The sequence below is a fragment of the Pigmentiphaga humi genome (assembly GCF_900606115.1).
GTDB classification, from domain to species: Bacteria; Pseudomonadota; Gammaproteobacteria; order Burkholderiales; family Burkholderiaceae_B; genus Pigmentiphaga; species Pigmentiphaga humi.
Genome location: NZ_UWPJ01000014.1, coordinates 25,164 through 49,620, shown reverse-complemented (window position 1 = coordinate 49,620; position 24,457 = coordinate 25,164). Strand labels below are relative to the sequence as shown.

23 protein-coding genes are annotated in these 24,457 nt (G+C 66.9%); 14 read left to right on the top strand and 9 right to left on the bottom strand.

What is annotated here, in order from left to right:
* Position 1 precedes the first annotated feature (1 nt).
* The 4 genes from PIGHUM_RS07580 to PIGHUM_RS07565 all read right to left on the bottom strand — a co-directional run bounded on the left by PIGHUM_RS07580 (position 2) and on the right by PIGHUM_RS07565 (position 3,897).
* Positions 2 to 427, bottom strand: coding sequence for an OsmC family protein (locus tag PIGHUM_RS07580; protein ID WP_124079051.1), 426 nt, complete (start codon positions 425 to 427; stop codon positions 2 to 4).
* Between the two features lie 1,049 nt (positions 428 to 1,476).
* Positions 1,477 to 2,787, bottom strand: a complete 1,311-nt coding sequence (locus PIGHUM_RS07575; RefSeq protein ID WP_124078822.1) for a PQQ-dependent sugar dehydrogenase — start codon at positions 2,785 to 2,787, stop codon at positions 1,477 to 1,479.
* Positions 2,784 to 3,227: a DUF2231 domain-containing protein gene (locus tag PIGHUM_RS07570; protein WP_124078820.1), complete on the bottom strand. Its 444-nt coding sequence runs from the start codon at positions 3,225 to 3,227 to the stop codon at positions 2,784 to 2,786. Before PIGHUM_RS07570 ends, PIGHUM_RS07575 begins: the two co-directional genes overlap by 4 nt.
* A gap of 154 nt (positions 3,228 to 3,381) precedes the next feature.
* Positions 3,382 to 3,897 carry a DUF4168 domain-containing protein gene (locus PIGHUM_RS07565; RefSeq protein ID WP_160142197.1) on the bottom strand — a complete coding sequence of 172 codons (516 nt, stop codon included), beginning with the start codon at positions 3,895 to 3,897 and terminating at the stop codon, positions 3,382 to 3,384.
* A 390-nt stretch (positions 3,898 to 4,287) separates the two neighbouring features.
* Here PIGHUM_RS07565 and rplM point away from each other — a divergent pair, with 390 nt between their 5' ends.
* The 6 genes from rplM (at position 4,288) to PIGHUM_RS07535 (ending at position 9,913) form a co-directional block, all read left to right on the top strand.
* Positions 4,288 to 4,716, top strand: coding sequence for a 50S ribosomal protein L13 (gene rplM, locus PIGHUM_RS07560; protein ID WP_087781726.1), 429 nt, complete (start codon positions 4,288 to 4,290; stop codon positions 4,714 to 4,716).
* 10 nt (positions 4,717 to 4,726) lie between these two features.
* Complete coding sequence (gene rpsI, locus PIGHUM_RS07555; RefSeq protein WP_124078816.1) at positions 4,727 to 5,119, top strand: 30S ribosomal protein S9; 393 nt, start codon at positions 4,727 to 4,729, stop codon at positions 5,117 to 5,119.
* Between the two features lie 341 nt (positions 5,120 to 5,460).
* On the top strand, positions 5,461 to 6,537 hold the full coding sequence (argC, locus tag PIGHUM_RS07550) for an N-acetyl-gamma-glutamyl-phosphate reductase (protein ID WP_124078814.1): 1,077 nt from the start codon (positions 5,461 to 5,463) through the stop codon (positions 6,535 to 6,537).
* The gene (locus PIGHUM_RS07545) at positions 6,537 to 7,349 is read left to right on the top strand and encodes a DUF6776 family protein (protein WP_124078812.1); all 813 of its coding nucleotides are present in this window, start codon (positions 6,537 to 6,539) and stop codon (positions 7,347 to 7,349) included. Before argC ends, PIGHUM_RS07545 begins: the two co-directional genes overlap by 1 nt.
* A 190-nt stretch (positions 7,350 to 7,539) precedes the next feature.
* Positions 7,540 to 7,908, top strand: coding sequence for an iron-sulfur cluster insertion protein ErpA (erpA, locus tag PIGHUM_RS07540; RefSeq protein WP_124078811.1), 369 nt, complete (start codon positions 7,540 to 7,542; stop codon positions 7,906 to 7,908).
* A 70-nt stretch (positions 7,909 to 7,978) separates the two neighbouring features.
* Positions 7,979 to 9,913: an ATP-binding cassette domain-containing protein gene (locus PIGHUM_RS07535; protein ID WP_124078810.1), complete on the top strand. Its 1,935-nt coding sequence runs from the start codon at positions 7,979 to 7,981 to the stop codon at positions 9,911 to 9,913.
* A gap of 22 nt (positions 9,914 to 9,935) precedes the next feature.
* On the opposite strand, the gene PIGHUM_RS07530 is transcribed toward PIGHUM_RS07535, so the two are convergent.
* Positions 9,936 to 10,733 carry a GntR family transcriptional regulator gene (locus PIGHUM_RS07530; protein WP_124078808.1) on the bottom strand — a complete coding sequence of 266 codons (798 nt, stop codon included), beginning with the start codon at positions 10,731 to 10,733 and terminating at the stop codon, positions 9,936 to 9,938.
* A 252-nt stretch (positions 10,734 to 10,985) separates the two neighbouring features.
* Here PIGHUM_RS07530 and PIGHUM_RS07525 point away from each other — a divergent pair, with 252 nt between their 5' ends.
* The 7 genes from PIGHUM_RS07525 (at position 10,986) to PIGHUM_RS07495 (ending at position 17,698) form a co-directional block, all read left to right on the top strand.
* Positions 10,986 to 11,783 carry an HpcH/HpaI aldolase family protein gene (locus tag PIGHUM_RS07525; protein WP_124078806.1) on the top strand — a complete coding sequence of 266 codons (798 nt, stop codon included), beginning with the start codon at positions 10,986 to 10,988 and terminating at the stop codon, positions 11,781 to 11,783.
* 36 nt (positions 11,784 to 11,819) lie between these two features.
* Positions 11,820 to 13,265 carry an MmgE/PrpD family protein gene (locus tag PIGHUM_RS07520; RefSeq protein WP_124078804.1) on the top strand — a complete coding sequence of 482 codons (1,446 nt, stop codon included), beginning with the start codon at positions 11,820 to 11,822 and terminating at the stop codon, positions 13,263 to 13,265.
* A gap of 6 nt (positions 13,266 to 13,271) precedes the next feature.
* Positions 13,272 to 13,598, top strand: a complete 327-nt coding sequence (locus PIGHUM_RS07515; protein ID WP_124078802.1) for a non-heme iron oxygenase ferredoxin subunit — start codon at positions 13,272 to 13,274, stop codon at positions 13,596 to 13,598.
* A gap of 176 nt (positions 13,599 to 13,774) precedes the next feature.
* A complete protein-coding gene (locus PIGHUM_RS07510; protein ID WP_124078800.1) occupies positions 13,775 to 14,746 on the top strand; it encodes a Bug family tripartite tricarboxylate transporter substrate binding protein in 972 nt (323 codons plus the stop codon).
* 216 nt (positions 14,747 to 14,962) lie between these two features.
* A complete protein-coding gene (locus tag PIGHUM_RS07505) occupies positions 14,963 to 15,718 on the top strand; it encodes an SDR family NAD(P)-dependent oxidoreductase (protein WP_222929233.1) in 756 nt (251 codons plus the stop codon).
* Positions 15,719 to 15,861: 143 nt separating this feature from the next.
* Positions 15,862 to 17,181 (top strand): aromatic ring-hydroxylating oxygenase subunit alpha, encoded by a 1,320-nt coding sequence (locus PIGHUM_RS07500; RefSeq protein WP_124078796.1) that lies wholly within the window; start codon positions 15,862 to 15,864, stop codon positions 17,179 to 17,181.
* A 13-nt stretch (positions 17,182 to 17,194) separates the two neighbouring features.
* The gene (locus tag PIGHUM_RS07495) at positions 17,195 to 17,698 is read left to right on the top strand and encodes an aromatic-ring-hydroxylating dioxygenase subunit beta (RefSeq protein ID WP_124078794.1); all 504 of its coding nucleotides are present in this window, start codon (positions 17,195 to 17,197) and stop codon (positions 17,696 to 17,698) included.
* A gap of 45 nt (positions 17,699 to 17,743) precedes the next feature.
* Here PIGHUM_RS07495 and PIGHUM_RS07490 read toward each other — a convergent pair whose 3' ends face one another.
* The 4 genes from PIGHUM_RS07490 to PIGHUM_RS07475 form a co-directional block, all read right to left on the bottom strand.
* Entirely contained in the window at positions 17,744 to 18,910 is a 1,167-nt protein-coding gene (locus tag PIGHUM_RS07490) for a CaiB/BaiF CoA transferase family protein (protein ID WP_124078792.1), read from the bottom strand.
* A 21-nt stretch (positions 18,911 to 18,931) separates the two neighbouring features.
* Positions 18,932 to 19,888, bottom strand: coding sequence for an NAD(P)H-dependent flavin oxidoreductase (locus PIGHUM_RS07485; RefSeq protein WP_124078790.1), 957 nt, complete (start codon positions 19,886 to 19,888; stop codon positions 18,932 to 18,934).
* Positions 19,889 to 20,302: 414 nt separating this feature from the next.
* Complete coding sequence (locus PIGHUM_RS07480) at positions 20,303 to 21,415, bottom strand: anhydro-N-acetylmuramic acid kinase (protein WP_281279063.1); 1,113 nt, start codon at positions 21,413 to 21,415, stop codon at positions 20,303 to 20,305.
* Complete coding sequence (locus PIGHUM_RS07475; RefSeq protein WP_124078788.1) at positions 21,412 to 22,866, bottom strand: M23 family metallopeptidase; 1,455 nt, start codon at positions 22,864 to 22,866, stop codon at positions 21,412 to 21,414. The genes PIGHUM_RS07480 and PIGHUM_RS07475 overlap by 4 nt, the downstream gene beginning before the upstream one ends.
* A 270-nt stretch (positions 22,867 to 23,136) precedes the next feature.
* On the opposite strand from PIGHUM_RS07475, the gene tyrS reads away from it, so the two are divergent.
* A complete protein-coding gene (gene tyrS / locus PIGHUM_RS07470; protein WP_425466691.1) occupies positions 23,137 to 24,414 on the top strand; it encodes a tyrosine--tRNA ligase in 1,278 nt (425 codons plus the stop codon).
* The last annotated feature ends 43 nt before the right edge of the window (positions 24,415 to 24,457 follow it).

Below are 24,457 nucleotides of genomic sequence, written 5' to 3'. Positions count from 1 at the left end.
GCTACGCCGTTTCGACGATCTCGACCGACCAGGTCATCTGCGCGGTTTTTTCCAGCATCGCCGATGCCGAGCAGTATTTCTCGTGGGAGAGCTGCACGGCGCGTTCGACCGCTGCGGCGGGCAGGTTCTTGCCCGTGACCGTGAAGGCGCAATGGATCTTGGTAAAGACTTTGGGGTCGGTCTCGGCCCGCTCGGCCTGCATGGCGACGGTGCAGCCCTGCACCGCGTGCCGGCCGCGTTTCAGGATCAGCACGACGTCATAGGCGGTGCAGCCGCCGGTTCCGGCCAAAACCAATTCCATCGGGCGGGGGGCCAGGTTGTTGCCGCCGCCATCGGGCGCGCCGTCCATCACGGCGACGTGGCCGCTGCCAGTCTGGGCCGTAAATAGCATGCCTTGAGGGCCGCCCCAGCTTACGGTGCATTCCATAATTTCCTCGCGCTGCAGGTAGATAAGAATCGGATCAGGCTCGATCATAGCGGCTGGCGGGAGCAGGCATGGAACGGCGCTTGCTGGCGAGATGAATGCTGCATTGCAAAATAAATAGGCAGCACTGGGCCAGCTCCAAGCCGGATCGTAGGTGTTGCGCATCGGAAACACCTTGGTTCAGCGGGGATAAGCGGGTTGATTTTCCTAAGTAGTTGATTCTTAATGATGTTTCTCTGGTGCGAAGCATCCGTTTTTGTACTTAAGCAACAACCCTAGGAAGTTCTTGCGTCGCACAAATGATCTCCATATAATCGAATCAACAGATGACGCTTTGTATGTCGACATGGCCTCGGGCCCCTCGACATCGTCGGATAGCCCCGCAAAGCCCATCTACCGGTGTCTCCTCCACCCTCCTCCTTTGGTGGATTAGCCCGAAGCCTACAGGCTTCGGGCTTTTTTTTGCGTGCGATCGACCTGGCGGCGCGGTGCCTGTGCTGCGTATCGGTGTGGGCGGAATAGGGGAGAAATGAATTGTTGCGATGCAGCGCATCAACCGAGGTCGCCAGTGTGCTCGGCCATGAAAGCTTTTTGTTTCCAGCTATTTCGGATGAATTTTCCGGAAAAGCTGTGCTGATAAAGATATAAGTATTTGTTTTGTATAGAATTTTATATCTTGAAATGATACTTCGTATGGTGGATTTTCTGCAAAAGAACTCTTGCAATGCACCATGTGTGCCTCTATAATTCAGTCAACGGATGACGCTTTGTATGTCGACACGGCCTCGGGCCCCTCGGCATCGTCGGATAGCCCCGCAAAGCCCATCTACCGGTGTCTCCTCCACCTCCTCCTTTGGTGGATTAACCCGAAGCCTCGCGGCTTCGGGTTTTTTTTATGAAGGGAAGCCCACCCCTACGCGCTTCGCGCGCCCCCTCGAGGGGGCGGCACTGGCGGACCGGCAGAGCCGGATCCGCTGTGCCCGGGGTCGGTTCACGGTTGCGCAGGGACGGGCATTTCGGCCCATTGGTGGGGCGACGATTCAGATCGAGACTCAGTTCGCCGCAGTCACCCTCCACACCGCGTTGCCGACGTCGTCCGCCACCAGCAGCGCGCCGCTGTTGTCCTGAGTCAGGCCGACCGGCGCCCCGTAAAGCTGCTTGTGGTCGTCAGAGTAAAAGCCGGTGACCACGGACTCGGGCTGCCCGACAGGCTTGCCGTCTTTGAAAGCGACGAAAACCACTTCGTAGCCGCTCAACGGCGATCGATCCCAGCTGCCATGCTCGGAAATGAACGCGCCGCCGTGGTATTTCGCGGGCAGGGCATTGTCCTGCGAGAACCAGAGGCCCAGCGGCGCCACGTGCGAGCCGATGGCATAGTCCGGCACGATGGCCTTGTCGACGAGATCCGGACGCTGCTCTTTCACGCGCGTGTCGAGGTGCCTGCCGTAGTAGCTATAGGGCCAGCCGTAGAAGCCGCCGTCCTGCACCGACGTCAGGTAGTCGGGCACGAGGTCCGCGCCGATTTCGTCCCGTTCGTTGGCGATGGCCCATAGCTTGCCGCTGGCCGGTTCCCAGTGCAGCCCGGTCGGATTGCGGATGCCGGCGGCGTAGACGCGGCTGGCGCCGGTCGCTACGTCCACTTCCAGCACAGTCGCCCGGCGGTATTCGACGTCGAGCCCGTTCTCGCCGATGTTGCTGTTGGATCCCACGCCCACATAGAGCTTGCTGCCGTCCGCACTGGCCAGCAGCGCCTTGGTCCAGTGGTGGTTGATGGTGTCGGGCAGGTCGGCCAGTTCCACGCCCGGCGCCGTGATCCGCGTCGCGCCGGCCGTATACGGATATTTGACGATGGCGCCCGTATTGGCCACATACAGCGTATCGCCGATCAGCTGCACGCCGAACGGCGAGTGCAGGTTCTCCAGGAATACGTGTTTTTCCCATTCGCCGCCGCTGGTCTTGCGCAGCAGCGTAATGCGGTTTCCACCCTTGCCTCCTTTGCCCGACTGCCCCTTGACCATGCCGGCGATCAACTGCTTGGGCGTCGTCGTCGGCTCCTGTCCCGGACCGTTGGCCTCCACCACGAGCACATCGCCGTTGGGAAGCGTGAGCAATTGGCGCGGATGCTGCAGGTCGCCGGCGATCTTCTCGATCTTCATGCCCTCCGCCACCTTGGGCGTCTGGCCGTCCTTCCAGCCCACTCCTTCGGGCACCTGCATGGGCGGCAGCAGGAAATGCTTCTGTTCGGGTAACGGCGGCTGTGCGCCGGACTGCTGCGGCGGATCGTACTTGGCTCCGTCGCTGCAAGCACTCAGGGCGGCGCTCAGGCACAGGGCAAGAAAGGTCAGCTTGCGACGCTGGTTCATGGCTCGACCCTCCAGATCAACCGGGTATTGTCGACCGCCGCCAATACTTGCGCGATTGCAAGCAACGCGACGGTAATGGCCGACAGCCAGACGCCCGCCGGCACCACCGAATATGCGTCTCGGCTATGCACGAACGCATTGAAAATCGCCACTACGATGGCGACCAGATTGATCCAGAAGTCCCGCCGTTCGCCCGGCAGCGCCGCGCGCCTCGAGGTGATCCAGACCTGGACGAGGTTGACGATGCGGGGAATGATGGCGAACACGAGACCGAGCGCGATCAGCCAGGCGGCGCCCTTCATCCAGAGCATGACGGCCGTGTTGGCATAGACGACGTCGAAAATCAGCGCGCCGACGAAAAAGCCGAACGGGATCGGATTCAGAACGCCGTAGAGGGCATTGGCGACCACGGAGCGCCGTGGCCGGAGGGAAGTGCTCATTTTCTATGCTCCTGCATTTACCTGGCGGGGCATGCCTGCCGGGCGGTATGTCAAGGGCGGTGCGGCGGATTGGCCGGTATGCGCAGGAGACCGGCACTGACGGACCGCCCAAGCCGGATCCGCAGTGCCCCCGATTCAGACCGAGTCGGTGCGCTTAGCGCGGTCTCATGCCTGGACCGCCCATGGTTCCGGGTTGTCCCATGCCGCCCGGGCCGCCTGCGGGCGGGGGCGAGTAGCCCGGTCCCCCCATCGAGCCGCCCGGAGGAGGCGGAGGCGGGTAGCCGGCGCCGCCGCTGGGAGCCGCCGATCCGCCCCATGTCAATTCGCCGTAGCGTCTCATCAGCGCCGGGTCCTGCTGGACGGCGGTGTTGATGGCGTTGAATTCGGGCACGGTCAGCCCTTCGCTCCATACGGCGTGCGCCTTGCGTCCGTTGGCTTCCTGCTCGAGCAGTGTGGCCTGGTCGGACCGCATGCCTTGCGTGCGCGGCGCATACTCCTGGGAAATTGCCGTGACCTTTCGCGCGGCGTTGGTGAAGCGCTGCAATTGGTCGGAGGTGACCGATTGCGGCGAAACGGTCATTTCTGCGGGTGCCTCGCGTTCCGGGCCGGCGCAAGCGGCCAGGGCTGCCGAGAGTGTCCCGGCGATCAACAGCGTTTGCATGGTTTTCATGGACGGATCTCCAGTTAGCCTAGAACGTCCAGTTTCCGCCGCCTCGCCAGGGCAGGGGCTTTTCTTAAGGTGTGGATGTTTATCAAAGCATGTAGGGTATCCCCGGCATTTGCGGGCAAAGGCGGCGCGGACATGGGATGTCGTTACAGTTGCGCTTCGCGCCATGCCGGGGGCGGACGAAGCCTGCTGCAATAGGGTTTGACGTGATGGCTTTCGTCGGGCTATTATGTTTGGCTACCCTTGCCACACTTGCAACTGACAATGCCTAGGTGGAGCGGGTAGCACGCCGCGAAAGTCCACAGGGGGCTTTCGGGCATAACCCAAGCGCCGCTGCGGTTTTCCGTGCCTGGCATGGAAGCATTCCGGCGGCGCTCTGTTTAGAGATCCATCATGAAAACCTTCGTTGCGAAGCCGCAAGAAGTGACGCGTGACTGGTACGTGATTGACGCCAAGGGCAAGGTCCTCGGTCGTGTGGCCAGCGAAGTCGCACGTCGTCTGCGCGGCAAGCACAAGCCCGAGTTCACGCCTCACGTTGACACCGGCGACTACATCGTCATCATCAACGCGGCCGACATCGTCGTTACCGGCAACAAGGCGCAGGACAAGCGCTACTACCGCCACTCGGGCTATCCCGGCGGTATTACCGAAACCACGTTCCTGAAGATGCAGCAGCGCTTCCCGGGTCGTGCGATCCAGAAGGCCGTCAAGGGCATGCTGCCCAAGGGTCCGCTGGGCTACGCCATGATCAAGAAGCTGAAGGTGTACGCGGGATCCGAGCATCCGCACACCGCGCAGCAGCCCAAGCTGCTGGAAATCTGAGGAGCCGCGCATGATCGGTAACTGGAATTACGGAACCGGCCGCCGCAAGACCTCGGTGGCGCGTGTTTTCCTGAAGAAGGGTTCGGGCAAGATCACCGTCAACGGCAAGCCCGTCGACGAGTACTTCGCCCGCGAAACGGGCCGCATGATCGTCCGTCAACCGCTGGCACTGACCGGCCATCTGGAATCGTTCGATTTCCACATCAACGTCCAAGGCGGCGGTTCGAACGGCCAGGCTGGCGCGGTGCGCCACGGCATCACCCGTGCCCTGATCGACTACGACGCCACGCTCAAGCCCGCGCTGTCGCAAGCCGGCTTCGTCACGCGCGACGCCCGTGAAGTCGAACGCAAGAAGGTCGGTCTGCACAAGGCGCGACGCCGCAAGCAGTTCAGCAAGCGCTGATCGGCTTCGATCCCGCTGTTCCATGCCGGCTTCGGCCGGCTGGACGGCAACGAAAAAGGCCGCTCACGCGGCCTTTTTCTTTTTGCCGTCGGGCCGAAAGGGAAGTCCACCCCCTACGCGCTCCGCGCGCCCCCTCAAGGGGGCGGCACTGGCGGACTGGCAAAGCCAGATCCGCGGTGCCCTGGATCGGTTCGGCGCCTGCGCTGAGCTTTTTACCGTTGGGCAGCAAGCTGTCGTCACGACAGTGGGGTATGCTCGGCAAGGAATCGGGACGGTCGGCGTCCCACTATCATTGACCCCGACGCCCCGGGCTCCAGGGGCGGCGCGCCGGAGGGTTTTTCATGAAGAACACTGAAGCAGGTTCCGACAAGATCAAGGTAGGCATCGTCGGCGGCACCGGATATACCGGCGTCGAACTGCTGCGCCTGCTGTCGCAGCACCCTAACGTGGTACTGACGGCGATCACGTCGCGCAAGGAAGACGGCATGCCCGTCGCCGACATGTACTCCAACCTGCGCGGCAAGGTCGACCTGGCGTTTTCCTCGCCGGACAAGGCGCGCCTGGACCAGTGCGACGTGGTGTTCTTCGCCACCCCGCACGGCGTGGCGATGGCGCAGGCCCGCGAACTACTGGCTGCAGGCGTCAAGATCATCGACCTGGCCGCCGATTTCCGGCTGCGCGACACGGCAGCGTTCGAACAGTGGTACAAAATGCCGCACGCCTGCCCCGACGTGCTGGGCGAATCGGTCTACGGCCTGGTCGAGGTCAATCGCGAGAAGATCCGCGGCGCGCGCGTGATCGGCAACCCCGGCTGCTACCCGACCACGGTGCTGCTGGGGCTGGCACCGCTGCTCGAGGGCCGCGCCGGGCAGCCGCTGGTGGATGCTTCGACCCTGATCGCCGACTGCAAGTCCGGCGTGACCGGCGCCGGCCGCAAGGCCGAGATCCACATCCTGTTCTCCGAGGCCAGCGACAATTTCAAGGCCTACGGCGTGTCGGGACACCGGCATCATCCCGAGATCGTCGAGCACCTGCAGGCGCTGCATGGCGGCCCCGTGGGGCTGACCTTCGTGCCGCACCTGACGCCCATGATCCGCGGCATGCATTCGACTCTCTATGCGCGCATCGATCCGAAGGCGCGGGGGGTCGATTTCCAGAAGCTGTTCGAAGAGCGCTACGCCGACGAGCCGTTCGTGGACGTGATGCCGGCGGGCAGCACGCCCGAGACGCGTTCGGTGCGTGCGTCCAACATGATCCGCATTGCCGTGCATCGCCCCGGCAACGGCGACCAGCTGGTCGTGCTGGTGGTGCAGGACAATCTGGTCAAAGGCGCGTCCGGCCAGGCGGTGCAGAACATGAACCTGATGTTCGGCCTGCCTGAAGACGCCGGGCTGGCGCAGGTGGCGGTGCTGCCCTGATGACTCGGCGCAGGCCGCTGTTCCCCGCCCTGGTGCCGCGCAGGCTCAAGCGCGGGGCGGGCGCGCGGGCCGGCATGGCGGACCTGCCCGCGAAGGCATCGTCGCCGTGGCGCGTGGCGGTCTTGCTGGTGCTGCTCGCCCTGGGGGCGGCGCTGGGCACCGCGCTGTACGAATCCGCGCTGCGCTTTACCGGCATGGCGCCGCAGATATCGGCGTCGGAGCTGGCGCAGTTGCGCGCCGAGAACCAGCGCCTGATCGCAGACAGCGAACGCCTGCAAGGCAGCCTGGCCGCGTCCGAGAGCCGCCTGGCGATCGAGCGGGCGGCCAAGGACCAGCTCGCGGCCGACCTGCGCGCGGCGCAGAAGGAAATGGGCGACATGCGCAATGACCTGGCTTTTTTCGACCAGCTCATTCCCATGGATCCTAGGCAGGCGCAGGTCAATATCCGTACGGCCGAGTTCGATCGCCAGGGGGCGCAGTTGCGCTACCGGGTGCTGCTGATGCGGGGCGGGCGGCCTTCGGGCGAATTCAGCGGACGCCTGCAGTTTTCCGCGTCGGGTACGCAGGCGGGCGCCACGGCCACGGTGGATCTGCGTCCGGCGTCGGTGCCAGCGCCGCCGCCGGCGGTCGACGGCGAAGTCGCCGCGGCGCCCAGAAGCGCGGCGGATGCGCTGGCGCTGCGTTTCCGCCAGTATCAGCGGGCCGAGGGCATGCTCGAGGTTCCGGACGGTTTTGTGGTGCGCAGCGTGACGGTGCGGGTGCTCGAGGGCGGAACGGTCCGGTCGCAGAGCACGATCAACGTGCCGGCTTGAACCCCGGGCCGCCGCCCGCATCTAATAGCAGCAAAGCGCTTTTGCCCTGGGAGCGGCCCGGTAGCTGACCAGATCCCCTGGCGCCCCCAGGGTTGAAATCGGGCGCCAATAGCAGTTGAATGTACAGTTGATCAACGATATACAGCGCGTGGGTGGGGTATTCCGGCCGGCGCGCACGCTAGGAGCAGTCATGAACGCAGCAGTCGAACAAGCCAATCTCGAAGCCCCTCCCGCCCCGCTGGTCTTCACCGACTCGGCCGCGGCCAAGGTCAAGGATCTGATTGCGGAAGAAGGCAATCCGGCGCTCAAGCTGCGCGTCTTCGTGCAGGGCGGCGGCTGTTCCGGCTTCCAGTACGGCTTCACCTTCGATGAAGACGTCAACGAAGACGACACCACGCTGGACAAGGACGGTGTCCAGCTGCTGATCGACGCGATGAGCTACCAGTATCTTCTCGGCGCCGAGATCGACTACAAAGAAGGCCTGGAAGGCGCGCAGTTCGTGATCAAGAACCCGAACGCCACGTCCACCTGCGGCTGCGGTTCGTCGTTCTCGGTCTAACCCGCCTCGCGGTTCTTTTCTTCACCAAAGCGCCCTCGCGCAAGCAGGGGGCGCTTTTCGTTTGCTCTCCATGGCCCTCATCGCACTGACCGACATCGAACTGGCCTACGGCCACGTCCCCCTTCTGCACCGGGCAGGCTTTGCGGTCGAGCCCGGCGAGCGGGTCGGCCTGATCGGCCGCAACGGCACCGGCAAGTCGTCCCTGCTCAAGATCCTGGACGGACGCTCGGTGCCGGACGACGGCCTGGTCTCGCGCCAGGAAGGGCTCAAGGTCGCCACGGTGGAGCAAGAGCCGGCGTTCGACGAGTCGGGCACGGTGTTCGATGCGGTGAGCGAGGGGCTGGCGCAGGGGCGCGACCTGTTGCGGGCCTACCAGCGGCTCACGCATGAACTGGCTGAGACCCAGGCCGGCGAGCGGCACGATGCGCTGCTGGTCCGGCTGCAGGCCTTGCAGGGCGACCTGGAGGCGCACGACGGCTGGACCGTGCAGGCGCGCGTCGAGGCCACGCTCGCGCGGCTGGACCTGCCCGCCGATGCGCCGGTGTCCGGATTGTCGGGCGGCACGCGCAAGCGCGTGGCGCTGGCGCGCGCGCTGCTGGGCGATCCGGACCTGCTGTTGCTGGACGAGCCCACCAACCACCTGGACTTCCAGGCCATCGCCTGGCTGGAGGAATTGCTCAAGGCTTTCTCCGGCAGCGTCGTGTTCATCACCCACGATCGCCGTTTCCTCGATGCGGTGGCGACGCGCATCGTCGAACTCGACCGCGGCGCGCTGGCCAGCTTCCCGGGCTCGTTCTCGGCCTACCAGACGCGCAAGGCCGAGATGCTGGAGGCCGAGCGGCTGGAGCAGGCCCGCTTCGACAAACTCCTCGCCCAGGAGGAAGTCTGGATACGCAAGGGCGTGGAGGCGCGCCGTACGCGCAGCGTCGGCCGGGTCAAGCGCCTGGAGCAGTTGCGCGTGCAGCGCGCCGAGCGGCGCGAGCGCATGGGCAAGGTCAGCATCGACGTGGCCGAAGGACAGCGTTCGGGCAAGCTGGTGGCGGAACTGACCGGCGTGTCCAAGTCCTTCGGCGACAGGACCGTGATCCGCGATTTCTCCACCACGGTGATGCGCGGCGACCGCATCGGCCTGATCGGCCCCAACGGCGCGGGCAAGACCACGCTGCTCAAGCTGATCCTGGGCGAACTGCCGCCCGACGCGGGCACGGTGCGCCAGGGCACCAACCTGGCCGTCGCCTATTTCGACCAGATGCGCAGCCAGCTCGACGAAGACATGGCGCTGGCCGACGTCATCAGCCCGGGCAGCGAGTGGATCGAGATCAACGGCCAGCGCAAGCACGTGATGAGCTATCTCGGCGATTTCCTGTTTCCGCCCGAGCGCGCCCGCTCGCCGGTCAAGAGCCTGTCCGGGGGCGAGCGCGCGCGCCTGCTGCTGGCGCGGCTGTTCGCGCGCCCCGCCAACGTGCTGGTGCTGGACGAACCCACCAACGATCTGGACATCGAGACGCTGGAGCTGCTGGAAGAGCTGCTGCAGGATTATTCGGGCACGGTGTTCCTGGTCAGCCACGACCGCACCTTCCTGGATAACGTGGTGACCCAGACCATCGCCTACGAAGGCGAGGCGCGCTGGCGCGACTACGTGGGCGGCTATGACGACTGGGCGGCGCAAAGCGCGCGCGCGGCCGAGGCGGCCAAGCCCGCCCCCAGGCCGGCCGCTCCCGCCAAGCCGGCTCGGGAGGCCGCGCGCGCCGAATCCGCGGCGCTGCCCAAGCCCGCGCGGTCCCGCCTCAGTTCATGGGAAGCCAAGGAACTGGACGGCCTGCCCGATGCCATCGCCGCGTTGGAGGCCGAGCAGCAGGCGCTGACCGGCAAGTTGGCCGACGGCCTGATCTATCGCGAAGATCCGGCCGGGGCCGCCGCCATCCAGCAGCGCCTTGCCGCGATCGAAGACGAGCTGATGGCCAGGCTCGAACGCTGGGAGCTGCTCGAAAGCAAGCGCGGCTGACGCTGCCCGCCGTCGCGGCGGGTCAGCGGCCGGACGCCGTGCCGGCGGACCGCGCCACCAGCTTCATGGCCTGCCGGATCGCCACGGGTTCGTAGGTGGGATCGATGTTGCCCATCACGGTCAGCGCGATGCGGGACAACTGCCTGCTCATGATCTGGATCGCCGTGTCCAGGTCGCGCGCTTCATAGGCCTCGACCAGCGCATTGTGTTCCTCTTCCGAGGCGAGCCACGAGTAGGGCTGCTGCTGCCCCATGAACGACTTGCGCGCGCGTTCGGAGTTGGTGCGGCAATTCTCGTACGCGGTGACGATGTGGTCGCCCGCGTGCATGATCATCATTTTGTGGAAATCGATGTGCCGCTGCGCCCAGTCGCCGGCCCGGCTGCCGTTCATCGCGTCCAGTGCCGCGCGTAGGCGCGCCGCATCTTCCGTGGTCATGCGCGGAACCGTCAGCGAGATGCCGAGGCAGGCCATCAGCAGCCACATCGCATAGACGGAATCGATTTCCTCGGGCGTGATCGGAACCACCCGGATGCGGTGCTGGAAATTGACCTCGACCAATCCTTCTGCCTGCAGCATGCGCAGCGCTTCCCGCACCGGGGTGCGGCTGACGTTCAGGCTCCGGGCGATGTGCACCTGGTTCAGCATGGACCCGGCGGCGATGCTGCCGTCCAGGATGTCATGGCGCAACCGTTCGTAGACGTCGTGCAGATCGCCGCGCGAAGCGCGCGGACTGTCGAGAGGCGGGACGTTCCCGGGCAGGGCGCTGCCCGGGTCGCCCTGGGGCAGCGCCGCTTCGCCGCAGGTCGAATCGTGGGTCACTGGGCCATCCTGTGAAGTTCGGATCGCGCATCCCGGATAGGGAGCGCCGCTGATTGGCTTCAGACAGTATCACATCTGCTTGAGGTCAAAAATGTATTCATTTTTTCATTCCCTGCATCGTTTAAGTGCATACACATAACGGGTTTTACCCATGAAAACCCTGTGTTTCATTGATTTATGTCAAAAAAATGTATTCTTTTTTTGATCTTGGGCGTATGGTGCAAGCATTCGCTTCGCAACAGGGGAAAGGAAATGGGTACAGCACAGGCGCTGCGTGCCGCTTGGCGGGAGGGAAAACCGGTGTTCGGCGGCTGGGCGGTGCTGCCCACGCCGTTTTCCGTGGAGCTGATGGCCCATACCGGCGTCGGCTACATCTGCGTCGATCAGCAGCATGGCCTGATCGATTATGCGCAGACGCTGGACATGTACCGCGCCGCCGAAGGGCGGGGCGTGGCGCCGTTCACGCGCGTGCCCGCCAATGAGGGCTGGATGATAGGCAAGGCGCTCGATGCGGGCGCCCAGGGCGTGATCGTACCCATGGTCAATACCCGCGAGCAGGCCGCTGCGGCGGTGCAGGCCTGCCGCTACCCGCCGGCGGGCGTGCGCTCGTACGGCCCGGTCCGCGCCGCGCTGGTCAGCGCCACGCGCGACACCCAGGCGCTGGGCAACAACGTGCTCTGTTTCGTCATGGTGGAGACGCGCGAGGCGCTGCAGAACATCGACCAGATCGCTTCCACCCCCGGCCTGGACGGCATCTATATCGGACCGGCCGACCTGGCCCTGGGCCTGGGCCTGCCGCCCGACCTGGACAAGACCGAGGCCGAGCACGTGGCCGCCGTCGAGCAGATCTATCAGGCCTGCCGCCGCCACGGCATCGTTGCCGGGATCCAGTGCGCCTCCGGCAAGTCGGGCCGCGCCTATGCCGAACGCGGTTTCGGCCTGATCACGGTGATCAAGGATTCGGCGCTGCTGCAGGCGGGCGCGCGCCAGGAAATACGCGCGGCGCTCGGCGATGCGGGCAGCCCCGCGCAAGCCCAGGGCTATACCTGACCCCCGGGCTCAGACCCGGATTCTTGGAGAGAAGCATTGAATACGACCCCTGACCGTCTGTTGCAGGCCCTGGCCGCGTTCTCCCGGAACGCCAGCCTGGCGTGCGACGCTTCGGTGGAGCGTGCCGTCGAGGCGGCGCTGCTGGACACGCTGGCGGTGGCGCTGGGCGCGCTGACGCATCCGGCCGCGGTGGCGGCGCGCCGCTATGCGCGCCATGCCGCCGTGGCGCAGGGCGCCACCCTGTGGGGAACCGGCGAGCGCGTGACGGCCGAGGCCGCCGCGCTGGTCAACGGCGTGCCGCTGCGGGCCTACGACTACAACGACTTGTACATCGGCAAGTCGGGTGGCCATCCCAGCGACATGGTTCCCGGCCTGGTGGCGCTGGCGCAGTGGCGCGGCGCGGACGGCCCCGCGCTGATGGGAGCGATCGCGCTGGGCTACGAGGTCGCGGTGGCGCTGTTCGACCACTTGCGCCTGCGCAACGGCGGGCTGGATTATCCCAACATCGTGGCCATCGCCTGCACCTGTGCGGCCGCGCGCCTGCTGGACCTGTCCGAGACGCAGGCGGCCGAGGCGCTGGCGATCACCGTGATCCCGCACCTGGCCAGCCTGGAGGTCGAGTCCAACGACCTGAATCGGCGCGGCGACCTGACCATGTGGAAGCGTTTCAACGGCAGCGATGCGATCCGGCAGTCGGTGTACGCATGTCTGCTGGCGGAGGCGGGCGCGGAAGGCGCGGTGCGGCCGTTCGAGGGCCGGTACGGGCTGTTGGCGCAGCTGGAACTGTCCGAGGCCGATCATGCCGCGCTGCTGGGCCGCCTGGACCCGGCCCGGCCGCTGGAGGCCGTCAAGCGGGTGACCTACAAGCTGTGGCCGGTGGGGTCGCGTGGCCAGAGCGCGATCCAGGCGGCGCTGCAGGCGCGCAGCCGGATTCCCGATCCGGCCCGCATCGCGAGCGTCCGGGTGCTGGCCGACGAGGGTGTGTACGACCACCTGGTCAGTCAGCGCGCCGACCCCTGGCATCCGGTATCGCGCGAGACCGCCGACCACTCGCTGCCCTGCATCGTCGCGATGGCGCTGCTGGACGGCCGGGTCGACACTGGCACGTTCGCCCAGGCGCGCGTCACGCATCCGGACGTACGCACGGTGCTCAACGACAAGCTGGTGGTCGAGCCGTCGGCGGACCTGAGCGGCGGCTCGGCCGCGGGTTTTCTGGCCCGGGTGGAGGTGACGCTGGACGACGGCGAGGTGGTCGTCGGCGAGGCAGGCCCGCCGCCGGGACACATCCTCAAGCCATTCAGCGACGGCGATTTCGAGGAGAAGCTGCGGGTCAACGTCGAGCCCGTCATGGGCGCGGCGCGCACGCGGGAGATCCTGCAGGCGGTCCGGGCGCTGCACGGCGCCGACAGCGTCGAGCCCCTGTGCGCCCTGCTGGGCGCGGGCGCCCAGGGCGTGGAGCCGGCGCAGCCGGCAACGGAGTAGCGGTACATGGTTTGGTGTCAGGCAGCAAAAGTGGACGACGTGCCCGAAGGCGATGCGATCTCGGTCTGTGTCGAAGGCGAGCCCCTCGCGCTGTACAAGCTCGAGGGCCGCATCTACGCCACGCACGATCTCTGCACGCACGCGAAGGCGCATCTGGCGGAAGGTTTCGTCAGCGGCGATTGCGTGGAGTGCCCCTTGCACGAAGGCGTGTTCCACATACCGACCGGCCGCCCGGTGTCGGGGCCGGTCAGCATCCCCATCCGGGTCTATCCCGTTCGCATCGAGGAAGACACGGTGCTGGTCGATCTGACGCCCGCGGGCGGGGCAGCGTAGCCGAAGCCGCCGCGTGGGATATGTGCCGTTTTTGTTCTAGCGGCGGGCCGGAGCCGGGTCCGCCCGTGGCAGTAAGGAAATGAGCAAGCGCCCCGGCGGCCGGGGGCGCCGCCACCCCGCGGCGGCAAGTGTGGGGAGCAGGTTCCGTATCCGTTCCAAATCTTGGGGAGAGTGAAATGCGTATCACGTCATGTGCTGTGCTGTTGGCCTTGAGCTGTGTATCGACCGCCGCGCTTGCGGCCGATGCGGCGGTCGATTTTCCATCCAAACCCTTGCGTTTCATCGTTCCCTTCACTCCCGGCACCGGCATGGACAACATCGCCCGGCTGGTCGGAGAAAAGCTGTACGAAAGCTGGAAGCAGCCCGTCATCGTCGAGAACAAGACCGGCCTGGCCGGCCACATGGGCGCCGAGCAGGTGGCGCGCGCGGCGCCGGACGGGCACACGCTGGTGGTGACGGCCAGTAATCTGGTGATCACCTCCATCCTGTATCCGTCGCCCACCTTCAATCCCATGAAGGATTTGACGCCGGTGATGATCGCCGCGCGCGGCACCAACTCGCTGGCGGTGAATCCGGGCAAGGGCTACCGGACCATGGCGGACCTGATCGCCGCGGCCAAGGCCAACCCGGGCAAGATCAATTTCGCCTCGGCCGGGGTCGGTTCGCCCTCCCACATACTGCTCGCCGAATTCGAGGACGCCACCCAGACTTCCTTCCTGCACGTGCCCTACAAGGGGACGGCGCCGGGGGTCAACGACGTGGTCGCGGGACACGTGGACGCCATGTTCGTGGCCACGCACACCTTGCGTCCCTTCGTCGACGCCGGCCAGCTGCGCAACCTGGGCGTATCCAGCAACGAGCGCCAGCGCAGCGCGCCGGGCGTGCCGTCGTTCTCCGAACTGGGCATTACGCCGGGCATGCCGGCCTGGTACGGCTTCCTGGCGCCCAAGGGCACGCCGGTGGCGGTGATCAACAAGCTCAACAAGGAGATCACGCGCATTCTGGAACTGCCCGACGTCAAGTCGGCCCTGGAGAAGACCGGACTGGACGTGCTGCCTTCGTCGCCGCAGGTGCTGCAGGAACTGATGGATACGCAGCTGGAGCGCTTCACGCGGATCATCAAGAAAAACAACATCACGGCTAATTAGCGGACCCCCCCTACGCGCTGACGCGCGCCCAGTATGGTGAGCCCCCAGCCGCTACGCGGCAGCCCCCGAGGGGGCCTGGGCCCGCCTTGGGGCGGCCCGGCGCCGGGCCCAGGGGGCGGAAGCCGGCGGACCGGCGGAGCCGGATCCGCGGTTTCCTGGGTCGGGCGGCATCTGTTTTATGCGGGGTGGGGGGCGCGCAGCATTATGGAGACGGATATGTTGTTTGAATCGGAAGAGTTCGCGGGCGCGGCCGTGGTGCTGGTGGGGGGCGCGCTCGGGTCGGGGCCGGAGCTGCTGCGCGCGTTTGCGGCATGCGGCGCCAAGGTCGTGGTCGGGGTCACGCCGGCCGAGGACGCCGCGCATGCGGCCGCCGTGGCGCGGGACGTTCCCGGCGCCAGTTGCATTCCGGTGGACATCGACGACGAGACCGAGGTCGAGCGCTTCTTCGATGCCTGCACGGAGCAGCTGGGCGGGCTCGACATACTGGTCAACGTGGCCGCGCCCGTCAGCACCGCCGATGCGCTGGAGATTCCCGCGGCGCGCTACCGCGACGTGCTGGCGCGCGAATTGATGGGGCCCATTCTGTGCATACAGGCCGCGGCGCGCCGGATGAAGGAGCACGGCGCAGGACGCATCGTGTCGTTTTCGTCCATGTCGGGCAAGACCGGGGTGCATCGCCACGTGGCGCCCTATGCGGCGGCCAAGGGCGGGCTGATCGCCTATTCGCGGGTGATGGCGGCCGAGCTGGCGCCCTATGGGGTCACGGTCAACGTGATCGCCACTTCCTTGTTCGATGTACAGGTGGCGGGCGCGAGCGCGGAACGCATGCAGGAGGTCGTCAAGGGGATACCCGTCGGCCGTGTGGGCCGGTCCATCGAGGCCGCCCACGCGGTGTTCTACCTGGCGTCGCGCCATGGCGCGTACGTGACAGGCGAAACGCTGAATCTGTCCGGCGGCCGATTCATGGATTAGGCCCCCCCCTACGCGCTTACGCGCCCCCCCCAGGGGGCGGCACTGGCGGACCGGCGGAGCCGGATCCGCGGTGCCCGGAGAAACTCGGCGCGGTGCCGTGGATGCTGGGTTATGACTGATGTACGGCAGTATGGAGAATCGATATGTCTGTGATGAATGCAAGAGAATACGGCGCGGCGTCCGAGCTGGATCCGGCGTCGCTGATCTGGGAGGACGAGCGCCATTACCGCGTGCATACGCGGGCGTATACGGACCAGGCGGTTTTCGATGCGGAGATGGAACGCATTTTCGCGCGCGTGTGGGTCTTCGTCGGCCACGATAGCGAGATACCGAACCCGGGCGATTACAAGACGGCGTACATCGGCACGCAGCCGGTGATCGTCACGCGTGCCGACGACGGCGCGGTCCATGTGCTGGTGAACCGCTGCGTGCACCGGGGCGCGGTGATCGCGCGCGAGGCGCGCGGTACGGTGCGCGATTTCACCTGCCCTTACCATGGCTGGGTCTTCGCCCTGGACGGCAAGCTGCTGGCCGTGTCCGAGCGCAACGATTCGGGCGGCTACGCGCCGGACTTCGACGTGCCCGAAGGACTGCATCGCGTGCCGCGCGTCGATTCCTACCGCGGGCTGATCTTCGCCTGCCTGGATCCGGACGCGGTCGATCTGGACACCTACCTCGGTCGAGCCAAGAAAACCATAGACCGCAAGTTCGGGCGCTCGCCGGTGGGGCGCATCGCGGTGCGCGGCAAGCCGTTCGTGATGCGCTACCAGGGCAACTGGAAATTCCAGGTCGAGAACATCGTCGACGCCTACCATTTCCTGCATACGCACAAGGGCTTCGTCGCGCTGCAGGCCAAGTACGGCGAAACCACCGGCGACTACGGCGCGCACAAGGGCGGCTCGGCCAAGGCCATGCGCCAGGTTCGCTTCAAGGGCTCCAGCTGGGCCCTGCGCCACGGCCACGCGCAGTTGGAGAACTCGGGTACGGCCAACCCCGACGAACTGCTCAGCGGTCCGCACCGCGAGTACTACGAGGCCCTGCGCGACATCCACGGCCCGGACGAATTCCCCTTCGTCGTCGGACGCATGTCCGGCACGATTTTCCCCAATCTGGGCCTGATCCACCAGCAGATCCGCACCTGGCGCCCCATCGCGCCGGACGTGACCGAGGTGACCATCTATCTGTACGACCTGGTGGACGCGCCCAAGGAGTTCAACGACGGCTGGATGCGCAGCCAGGAACGATTCTACGGGCCGGCCGGGCACGGCATGGCCGACGACGTCGACATCTTCGCGCGCAACCAGCAGGGGCTGGCGGGCAGCGCGGTCGAATGGCTGTTGCTGGAGCGCGGCCTGCAGACCGACGAGAAGCTGGCCAATGGCGACACCAAGGGCCTGCCCGCCAGCGAGGCGCCCCAGCGTGCGTTGTGGCAGGCCTGGAAGCAACTGATGGCGCAACGCTGAGGAGACCGATCGCATGCACCCCACCCCTACGCTGAGCCGCGCCGATGCCGAGGACTTGCTGATACGCGAGGCGGAACTGCTGGACACTTTGCAGCTGGAGCAATGGCTCGAGCTGTTCACGTCCGACGGCATGTACTGGATACCGCTGGATCCGTCCGAGGAAATCGGCCTGAACGCGGCCATCATCTGCGACGATACGCTGCGCCGCGAAGAGCGCGTGTATCACCTGCTGCATGTGGATTTTCCCGCCCAGTCGCCGCGTTCGCGCACCGTGCACATGGTCGGCAACGTGCGCGTGCTGCCGCATGAAGAGGGCGCGCTGGTGCGCTCGAACCAGGTGATCTACGAGATGCGCATGGGCGACAGCGCCCAGGTCGGCGTCGCCGAGATCCAGCCGCTGGTGGCGACGGTCGAGCACATCTGCCGCGTCACGCCGTCGGGCGCGCGCTTCGTCCGCAAGACCATTACGCTGATGAACCACGACGCCTGGCTGGGCAACCTGACCTTCCTGTTGTGAGCCTTGGCCCGGCCGGCGCCGTCAGGCGCCGGCCGGGCAGCCCCGCTAGAGCCCCAGTTCGCGCAGGATTTCCTCGGTGTGCTGGCCCAGCGTCGGCGCGGGCCGGCGATACGAGGGCGGCGTGGCGCTCCAGCGCGCCGGAAAGCCCGGCATCCGCAGCTCCCCTTCGGTGGGGTGCGGCGCGGACAGGAAGAAACCCACGGATTGCAGGTGCGGATCGTCGAGCAGGTCGGCGATGCCGCGCACCGGGGCGGCCGGCACCTCGGCCCGTTCCAGCAGGGCCAGCCAGTGCGCGGTGGTGTCGCCCTCGAACAGCTCGCGCAGTTGCCGGTCCACGGCCTGGGCGTCGCGGGCGCGCGCGGCGCGGGTGGCGAACGAAGGGTGGTCCAGCAGCTCGGGCCGGCCCGCCGCTTCCAGGAACTTGCGCCATTGGCGGTCGGTATTGATGGCCGCGCACAGATGGCCGTCGGCGGTGCGGAAGTAGGTGCGCAGGCCGTTCAGGTAGCGGTCGTAGCCCGGGGCGGACTGCGGCGGCTGGAACAGGCTGCCTATCATGTGGTCCCCGAGCACCAGCTGGGACAGCACCTCGAACATCGGGATCTCCAGCTTCTGCCCCACGCCGTCGCGCGCGCGGGCCGCCAGCGCGGTGCTGATGCAGAACGCCGCATAGAGGCCGGTGTAGCGGTCGGCCAGCGGGAAGGGGCAGGACTGCGGCATGCCGTCGCCGTCGCGCGCGCGGGCGGCCGCCAGGCCGGTCATCGCCTGTATGACTTCGTCGAAGGCGGGCCGGCCCGCATAGGGGCCGTCCTCGCCGAATCCGGAGCAACTGACGTAGATGGCGCCCGGGTTGATGCGCCGCACGCGCTCGTAGTCCAGTCCCAGGCGCTCGAGGGCCTGCGGCCGCATGTTGCTGACGAACACGTCGCACCAGCCGATCAGCCGCTCCAGCACCCGGCTCGAGGCTTCCTGCTTGAGGTCCAGCGTCAGACTGCGCTTGTTGCGGTTCAACTGCAGAAAGGACGGCCCCATGTCGTTGGTCCGGCGCGGGCCGACGCTACGCATCGGGTCGCCGTCGGGCGCTTCCAGCTTGATGACCTCGGCGCCGTGGTCGGCCAGCAGCTGGGTACAGAACGGCCCCAGGATGACCCAGGTCAGGTCCAGCACCTTGATTCCGGCCAGCGGGCCGCCGCGTTGCGTGTCTGCGTGTGCCACCTGATGTCTCTCCCGGTACGGTCAGGCCTGGGCGGCGGATGCCGCCAGGCCGGCAAAGCGCGCGCAGGCGGCGCGCCATTCTTCCTCGAGCCGTGCGACGACCTGCGCCACCGGCACGATGCCGTCGATCGCGCCCAAGCCCTGTCCGGCCGACCAGACGTCTTTCCAGCGGCGGGTTTCCTTGCTGCGCCCGCTGTCGTAGACGCGCTGGCGGGCGTCGGGAAGCTGGGCCGGATCCAGGCCGCACTGCACCAGCGAAGGCACCAGCCACGAGGCGGGCGTGCCGGTGACGGCATCGCTGATCAGCAGGTCGTCGGCGCTGCAGTCGACCACCATGCGCTTGTGGCCCTCGGCGGCCAGGCTCTCGGTCGTGGCCAGGAAGCGCGTGCCCATGTAGACGAAATCCGCCCCCGCGGCCAGCGCGCCGGCAATGCCCCAGCCGTCGGCAATGCCGCCGCCGGCAATGATGGTGCCCGTGAAGAAACGCCGCACCGCGGAGATAAAGGCGAACGGCGACAGCTGGCCGGTGTGTCCGCCCGCGCCTGAGCAGACGCACACCAGTCCGTCCACCCCGGCTTCGGCGGCTTTGCGCGCCAGCCGCAGCGTAGTGACGTCGGCGCACACCAGGCCGCCGTAGGCCCGCACGGTCTGCATGACCGGGCGCGGGCTGCCCAGCGAGGTGATGACGATGGGCGGCCGCCAGCGAGCGATCTGCTCCAGGTCGGTAGGGAGGCGGGTATTGGTGGAGTGCGTGATCAGGTTCGCGGCCCAGGGCAGCGCACCGGGCTGGCCGTGGGAGCCGAGGGCCTCCGCGATCCGGCCCAGCCATTCGCCGTATTCCTCGCTGGTGCGCACGTTGTTGTTCGGAAAGGCGCCGACGATGCCCGCTCGCGATGCCGCGATCACCAGTTCGGGGCCGGAGACCAGAAACATGGGGGCGGCGAATACGGGCAGGCGCAGACCCAGAGGAAAGCTCATGACGGTCCTTGATGAGGCTCTTCCCTACGCGCTGACGCGCGCCCGGCACGGTGGGCCCCCAGCCGCTACGCGGCAGCCCCCCGGGGGAGCCTGGGCCCGCCTTGGGACGGCCCGGCGCCGGGCCCAGCGGGCGGCACTGGCGGACCGGCAGAGCCGGATCCGCTATGCCCTGGATCGAGCGGTGTTAGTGGGTGGCGCGCAGCGCCATGCATGGTTGAAATGTATGTACTTTTCTATGGGTGGTCAATGAATTTTCGGGTTGTATGGGGTAAATACCCGAACGAGGAAATAGAAATTTGGCTTAAATGTATTCACTTTAGTGTTGCGGCGTGAATACGCCTGCATGCGCTTCGGGGTCCGTCTAGGTGTCGCAGGCAGGTAGGCCGGGCCCGGACGTGGCCGGGCTCCGGGCGCTCAGGCGGGGTAGTAGGCGCCGAGGACGCGAGGCCCGGCCGCGCCAGTCACCGCGGGCAGGTTGCCGGGCAGGCCCTCTACATGCTGCTGTGCCAGCCAGGCGAAAGCCAGCGCTTCCATCTGCTGCGCCGGTACGCCGGCCTGGTCGGTCGGTGCGACCGGGCAGGGCAGCGCCGCCGCCAGGGCGCGCATCAGCGCGCCGTTGCGCGCGCCGCCGCCGCATACCCAGACCTGTTCGCAGGCGGGGAGCCGGCGCCGGATCTCGCGCGCGCTGGTCTCCGCCGTCAGGGCGAGCAGGGTCGCCTGCACGTCGGCGCCGGGAAGCGCGCCGTGGCGATCCTGCCAGGCGCGCAAGCGCCGGTCCAGCCAGTCGCGGTTGAACAGGTCGCGGCCGGTGGATTTGGGCGGGGGCTGGTCCAGCCAGGGCTCGGAGGCCAGCAGTTCGGCCAGCAGGCCGGGGCATGAGGTGCCGCTGGCGGCATAGGCGCCGTCGCGATCGTAGGGCTGGCCGGTCTGGCGTTCGCACCAGGCATCCAGCAGCAGATTGGCGGGCCCGGTGTCGTAACCGGTGGTCCCGGCCGGCTGGAGCAGCGTGATGTTGGCGATGCCGCCCAGGTTCAGCACGGCCTGTGGCCGGCCGGTGCCGAACACGGCGGCGTGGAAGGCGGGCACCAGCGGCGCGCCCTGGCCTCCGGCCGCCAGGTCGCGGCTGCGCAGGTCGGCCACCACGGCGATGCCGCAGCGCTCCGCCAGCCGGGCAGGCGCGTTCAACTGCACGGTGTAGCCTGCGTCGGGGCGGTGGCGCACGGTCTGGCCGTGTGCGCCGATGGCCCGCACCGCGTGCGCGGGCAGGCCGCTGCGGGCCAGCAACTGAGCAACCACCTCGGCATACAGGTCCGCCAGTTGCCCGGCGGCCGTCGCCATGGCGTGGATTTCGTCGTAGCCAGGGGTGTTCAATGCCAGCAGCGCCGTCTTCAGCGGCGCTGGAATACCGGTTTCGGCGTGGGCGAGGATGCGCGGGGCCGCGCCGTCGAACACGGCCGCCACCCCGTCCACGCCGTCCAGGCTGGTGCCCGACATCAGACCGATGTAGGGCACCGCCGCGCGGTTCACCGGCTGCTGGCCAGCGAGGTGTCGCCTGCGGGCATGCTGAAGTCTTTCAACTGCGCCAGCAAGGCCATCTGGTGCTGCAGCGGCTCGGTCTGCTGGCGGAACAGCGCCAGGCTGCGGGCGTTGAGTTCGGGGGCCTGCGGCAGTGCGACCGCCAGCGGGTCCACCGGCTTGCCGGCGATGCGGAACTCGTAGTGCAGGTGCGGGCCGGTGGCCCAGCCCGTGGAGCCCACGCGGCCGATCATCTGGCCTTGAGATACGTGCGCGCCCTTGGTCAGGCCCGGCGCGAACGCGCTCATGTGGGCGTACAGCGTCGAATACTGGCCATGGTGGCGCACCACGACGACGTTGCCGTAGCCGTTCTGCTGGCCGATGAAGTCGATGGTGCCGTCGGCGGTGGTGCGGATCGGGGTGCCCTTGGGCGCGCCGTAATCCACGCCGGTGTGCGCGCGCCAGGTTTTGTGGATGGGGTGCAGGCGCATCGAGAAGCCGGAGGTCACGCGGGTGAACTCCATGGGCGAGCGCAGGAAGGCCTTGCGCAGGCTCTTGCCGTCGAAGGTGTAGTAGCCGCCGCTCACGCCGGGCTGCTGGTCGAACCAGACGGCCTGGTAGGGCTTGCCCTTGTGGACGAACTCGAGCGCGATCACCTTGCCGGCACGCACGTAGTTGCCCTGGTGGGTATACGCTTCGTAGACGACGTTGAAATGATCGCCGCGGCGCAGGTCGCGATGGAAGTCGACGTCGCCGGACAGGATTTCGGCGATCTGCGTGGCGACCGAGTCGGGCACGCCGGCCGCGTCGGTCGCGCCGAACAGGGAGCTGGTGATTTCGCCGTGGGCGACGCGGGTTTCGCGTTCGGTGTCGAGCTGCACCTCGCGCGCCGCCAGGCCCTGGGCCGAGCGCTCGACCTGCAGCATGCGCGAGACGACCTTGCCGTCGGTCTCGCTGCCCGGCGTATGGATGTAGCGCAGCCAGCGGATCTCGCCTTCGGCGCTGGTGGCGGCCTGCACCACGCGGCCGGGGTAGAGCTGGTAGAAGCTGCGGGCGTCGGCCGAGGTGCGCAGGAAGCGCTCCAGTTCGGGGTCGTCCACACCCAGCCGGTTCAGCAGCGTGGCGACCGAGTCGCCGCGCTGCACCCGCTCTTCGCGGATGAAGTCGGGCGTGGCGGCCTCCTGCTGGACGGCCTGCTCGGCCAGGTCGGGCAGTTCTAGCGATTGGACGATGCGCGTGGTGGGCAGCAGCGCCGCGTCGGGCGCCAGCGGCGCCACGCCGATGGCGGCGGCGGTCACGAACAGGCCGGCCGCGCCGGTGCCGATGACGATGCGGCGCTTGAGCGGCGACGAGGTGATGGTGAGCGTGGCGGGATGGGAGGTGATGCCGGAAAAGACTTGCTGCATCGCGGCCGATATGCGCTTGAGCACGGCGCCGGCGATGCTGGAAAACTTACGATTCATGCGTCCTGGCCCCTGGGGTCGGTTGGGCTAGAATTGCTGTCGGAGTGCGGGTCCTCAGCGCGATATGTTCCAGTTCGCCATCAATCCGTTGTTTTGGTGCAACGTTCGTGTGCAGCGCAAAAGAAAAAAGCGAGGTTCGATCGTGCGAACCCTCGCATTTTAGTGTAACAACGGGATGCAACTGAAACGGGCCGAGTATATAGAAACTCCCCCGGGCCTGCCAACATCGCTTATTACCATTTACATATTTTTTCCCGAGCCGTTCCTGCCATGACCGACACCAAGCCGTCCGATCCGCCCGACACACGCCATGCCGCCGCGGCCGTGAGCGTGTCATATCCGGTTACACCGGAGGTCGAGCGCGACCTGGCGATCGTGCGGCGCGGCTCCGACGAGCTCCTGGTGGCGTCGGAATTCGCGCGCAAGCTGGCGCGCAGCCGTGCCACCGGCACGCCGCTTCGCATCAAGCTCGGCCTGGATCCCACCGCGCCAGACATCCACCTCGGCCACACGGTGGTGCTCAACAAGATGCGCCAGATGCAGGAGCTGGGCCACACGGTCATCTTCCTGATCGGCGATTTCACCTCGATGATCGGCGACCCGAGCGGCCGCAACGCCACCCGTCCGCCGCTCACGCGCGAGCAGATCGAGGCCAATGCCAAGACCTATTACGCCCAGGCCAGCCTGGTGCTGGATCCGGCCCGCACCGAGGTGCGCTACAACTCCGAATGGTGCGACCCGCTGGGCGCGCGCGGCATGATCCAGCTGGCTTCGCGCTATACCGTGGCGCGCATGCTTGAGCGCGAGGATTTCACCAAGCGTTTCAAGGGCGGCGTGCCGATCTCGGTGCACGAGTTCCTGTACCCGCTGATGCAGGGCTACGACTCGGTCGCGCTCAAGGCCGACCTGGAGCTGGGCGGCACCGACCAGAAGTTCAACCTGCTGGTGGGGCGCGAGCTGCAGAAGGAATACGGCCAGGAGCCGCAGTGCATCCTGACCATGCCGCTGCTGGTCGGCACGGACGGCGTCGAGAAGATGTCCAAGTCCAAGAACAACTACATCGGCATCTCGGAAGCGCCGGAGTCGATGTTCGGCAAGCTGATGTCGATTTCCGACACGCTGATGTGGCGCTATTACGAACTGCTGTCGTTCAAGTCCCTGGAACAGATCGCGCAGCTCAAGGCCGAAACCGAGGCCGGCCGCAATCCGCGCGACGTCAAGGTGCTGCTGGCGCAGGAAATCGTCGCGCGCTTCCATTCCCAGGCGGCGGCCGAGCAGGCGCTGGCCGATTTCGAGGCGCGCTTCAAGCAGAAGGCCGTGCCGGACCAGATGCCGGAAGTGACGGTGGCCGGCGCGCCCCTGGGCGTGCTGCAGATGCTGCGCGAGGCGGGGCTGTGCGCGTCGTCTTCCGAGGCGCAGCGCAATATCGAGCAGGGCGGCGTCAGGATCGATTCGGCCAGGGTCGAAGACAAGGGCCTGAAGGTCGACGCCGGCACCTACGTCGTGCAGGTCGGTAAACGAAAGTTCGCGCGCGTCACGGTACGATGAGGGGCCGGGCCGGATCGCCGTCCGCCGCGCTCCGTGCGCGCCG

Coding starts and splice junctions, on each gene's coding strand:
- PIGHUM_RS07580 (WP_124079051.1), bottom strand. CDS start 427: ATGGAATGCACCGTAAGCTGGGGCGGCCCTCAAGGCATGCTATTTACG.
- PIGHUM_RS07575 (WP_124078822.1), bottom strand. CDS start 2,787: ATGAACCAGCGTCGCAAGCTGACCTTTCTTGCCCTGTGCCTGAGCGCC.
- PIGHUM_RS07570 (WP_124078820.1), bottom strand. CDS start 3,227: ATGAGCACTTCCCTCCGGCCACGGCGCTCCGTGGTCGCCAATGCCCTC.
- PIGHUM_RS07565 (WP_160142197.1), bottom strand. CDS start 3,897: ATGAAAACCATGCAAACGCTGTTGATCGCCGGGACACTCTCGGCAGCC.
- rplM (WP_087781726.1), top strand. CDS start 4,288: ATGAAAACCTTCGTTGCGAAGCCGCAAGAAGTGACGCGTGACTGGTAC.
- rpsI (WP_124078816.1), top strand. CDS start 4,727: ATGATCGGTAACTGGAATTACGGAACCGGCCGCCGCAAGACCTCGGTG.
- argC (WP_124078814.1), top strand. CDS start 5,461: ATGAAGAACACTGAAGCAGGTTCCGACAAGATCAAGGTAGGCATCGTC.
- PIGHUM_RS07545 (WP_124078812.1), top strand. CDS start 6,537: ATGACTCGGCGCAGGCCGCTGTTCCCCGCCCTGGTGCCGCGCAGGCTC.
- erpA (WP_124078811.1), top strand. CDS start 7,540: ATGAACGCAGCAGTCGAACAAGCCAATCTCGAAGCCCCTCCCGCCCCG.
- PIGHUM_RS07535 (WP_124078810.1), top strand. CDS start 7,979: ATGGCCCTCATCGCACTGACCGACATCGAACTGGCCTACGGCCACGTC.
- PIGHUM_RS07525 (WP_124078806.1), top strand. CDS start 10,986: ATGGGTACAGCACAGGCGCTGCGTGCCGCTTGGCGGGAGGGAAAACCG.
- PIGHUM_RS07515 (WP_124078802.1), top strand. CDS start 13,272: ATGGTTTGGTGTCAGGCAGCAAAAGTGGACGACGTGCCCGAAGGCGAT.
- PIGHUM_RS07510 (WP_124078800.1), top strand. CDS start 13,775: ATGCGTATCACGTCATGTGCTGTGCTGTTGGCCTTGAGCTGTGTATCG.
- PIGHUM_RS07505 (WP_222929233.1), top strand. CDS start 14,963: ATGTTGTTTGAATCGGAAGAGTTCGCGGGCGCGGCCGTGGTGCTGGTG.
- PIGHUM_RS07500 (WP_124078796.1), top strand. CDS start 15,862: ATGTCTGTGATGAATGCAAGAGAATACGGCGCGGCGTCCGAGCTGGAT.
- PIGHUM_RS07495 (WP_124078794.1), top strand. CDS start 17,195: ATGCACCCCACCCCTACGCTGAGCCGCGCCGATGCCGAGGACTTGCTG.
- PIGHUM_RS07485 (WP_124078790.1), bottom strand. CDS start 19,888: ATGAGCTTTCCTCTGGGTCTGCGCCTGCCCGTATTCGCCGCCCCCATG.
- PIGHUM_RS07475 (WP_124078788.1), bottom strand. CDS start 22,866: ATGAATCGTAAGTTTTCCAGCATCGCCGGCGCCGTGCTCAAGCGCATA.
- tyrS (WP_425466691.1), top strand. CDS start 23,137: ATGACCGACACCAAGCCGTCCGATCCGCCCGACACACGCCATGCCGCC.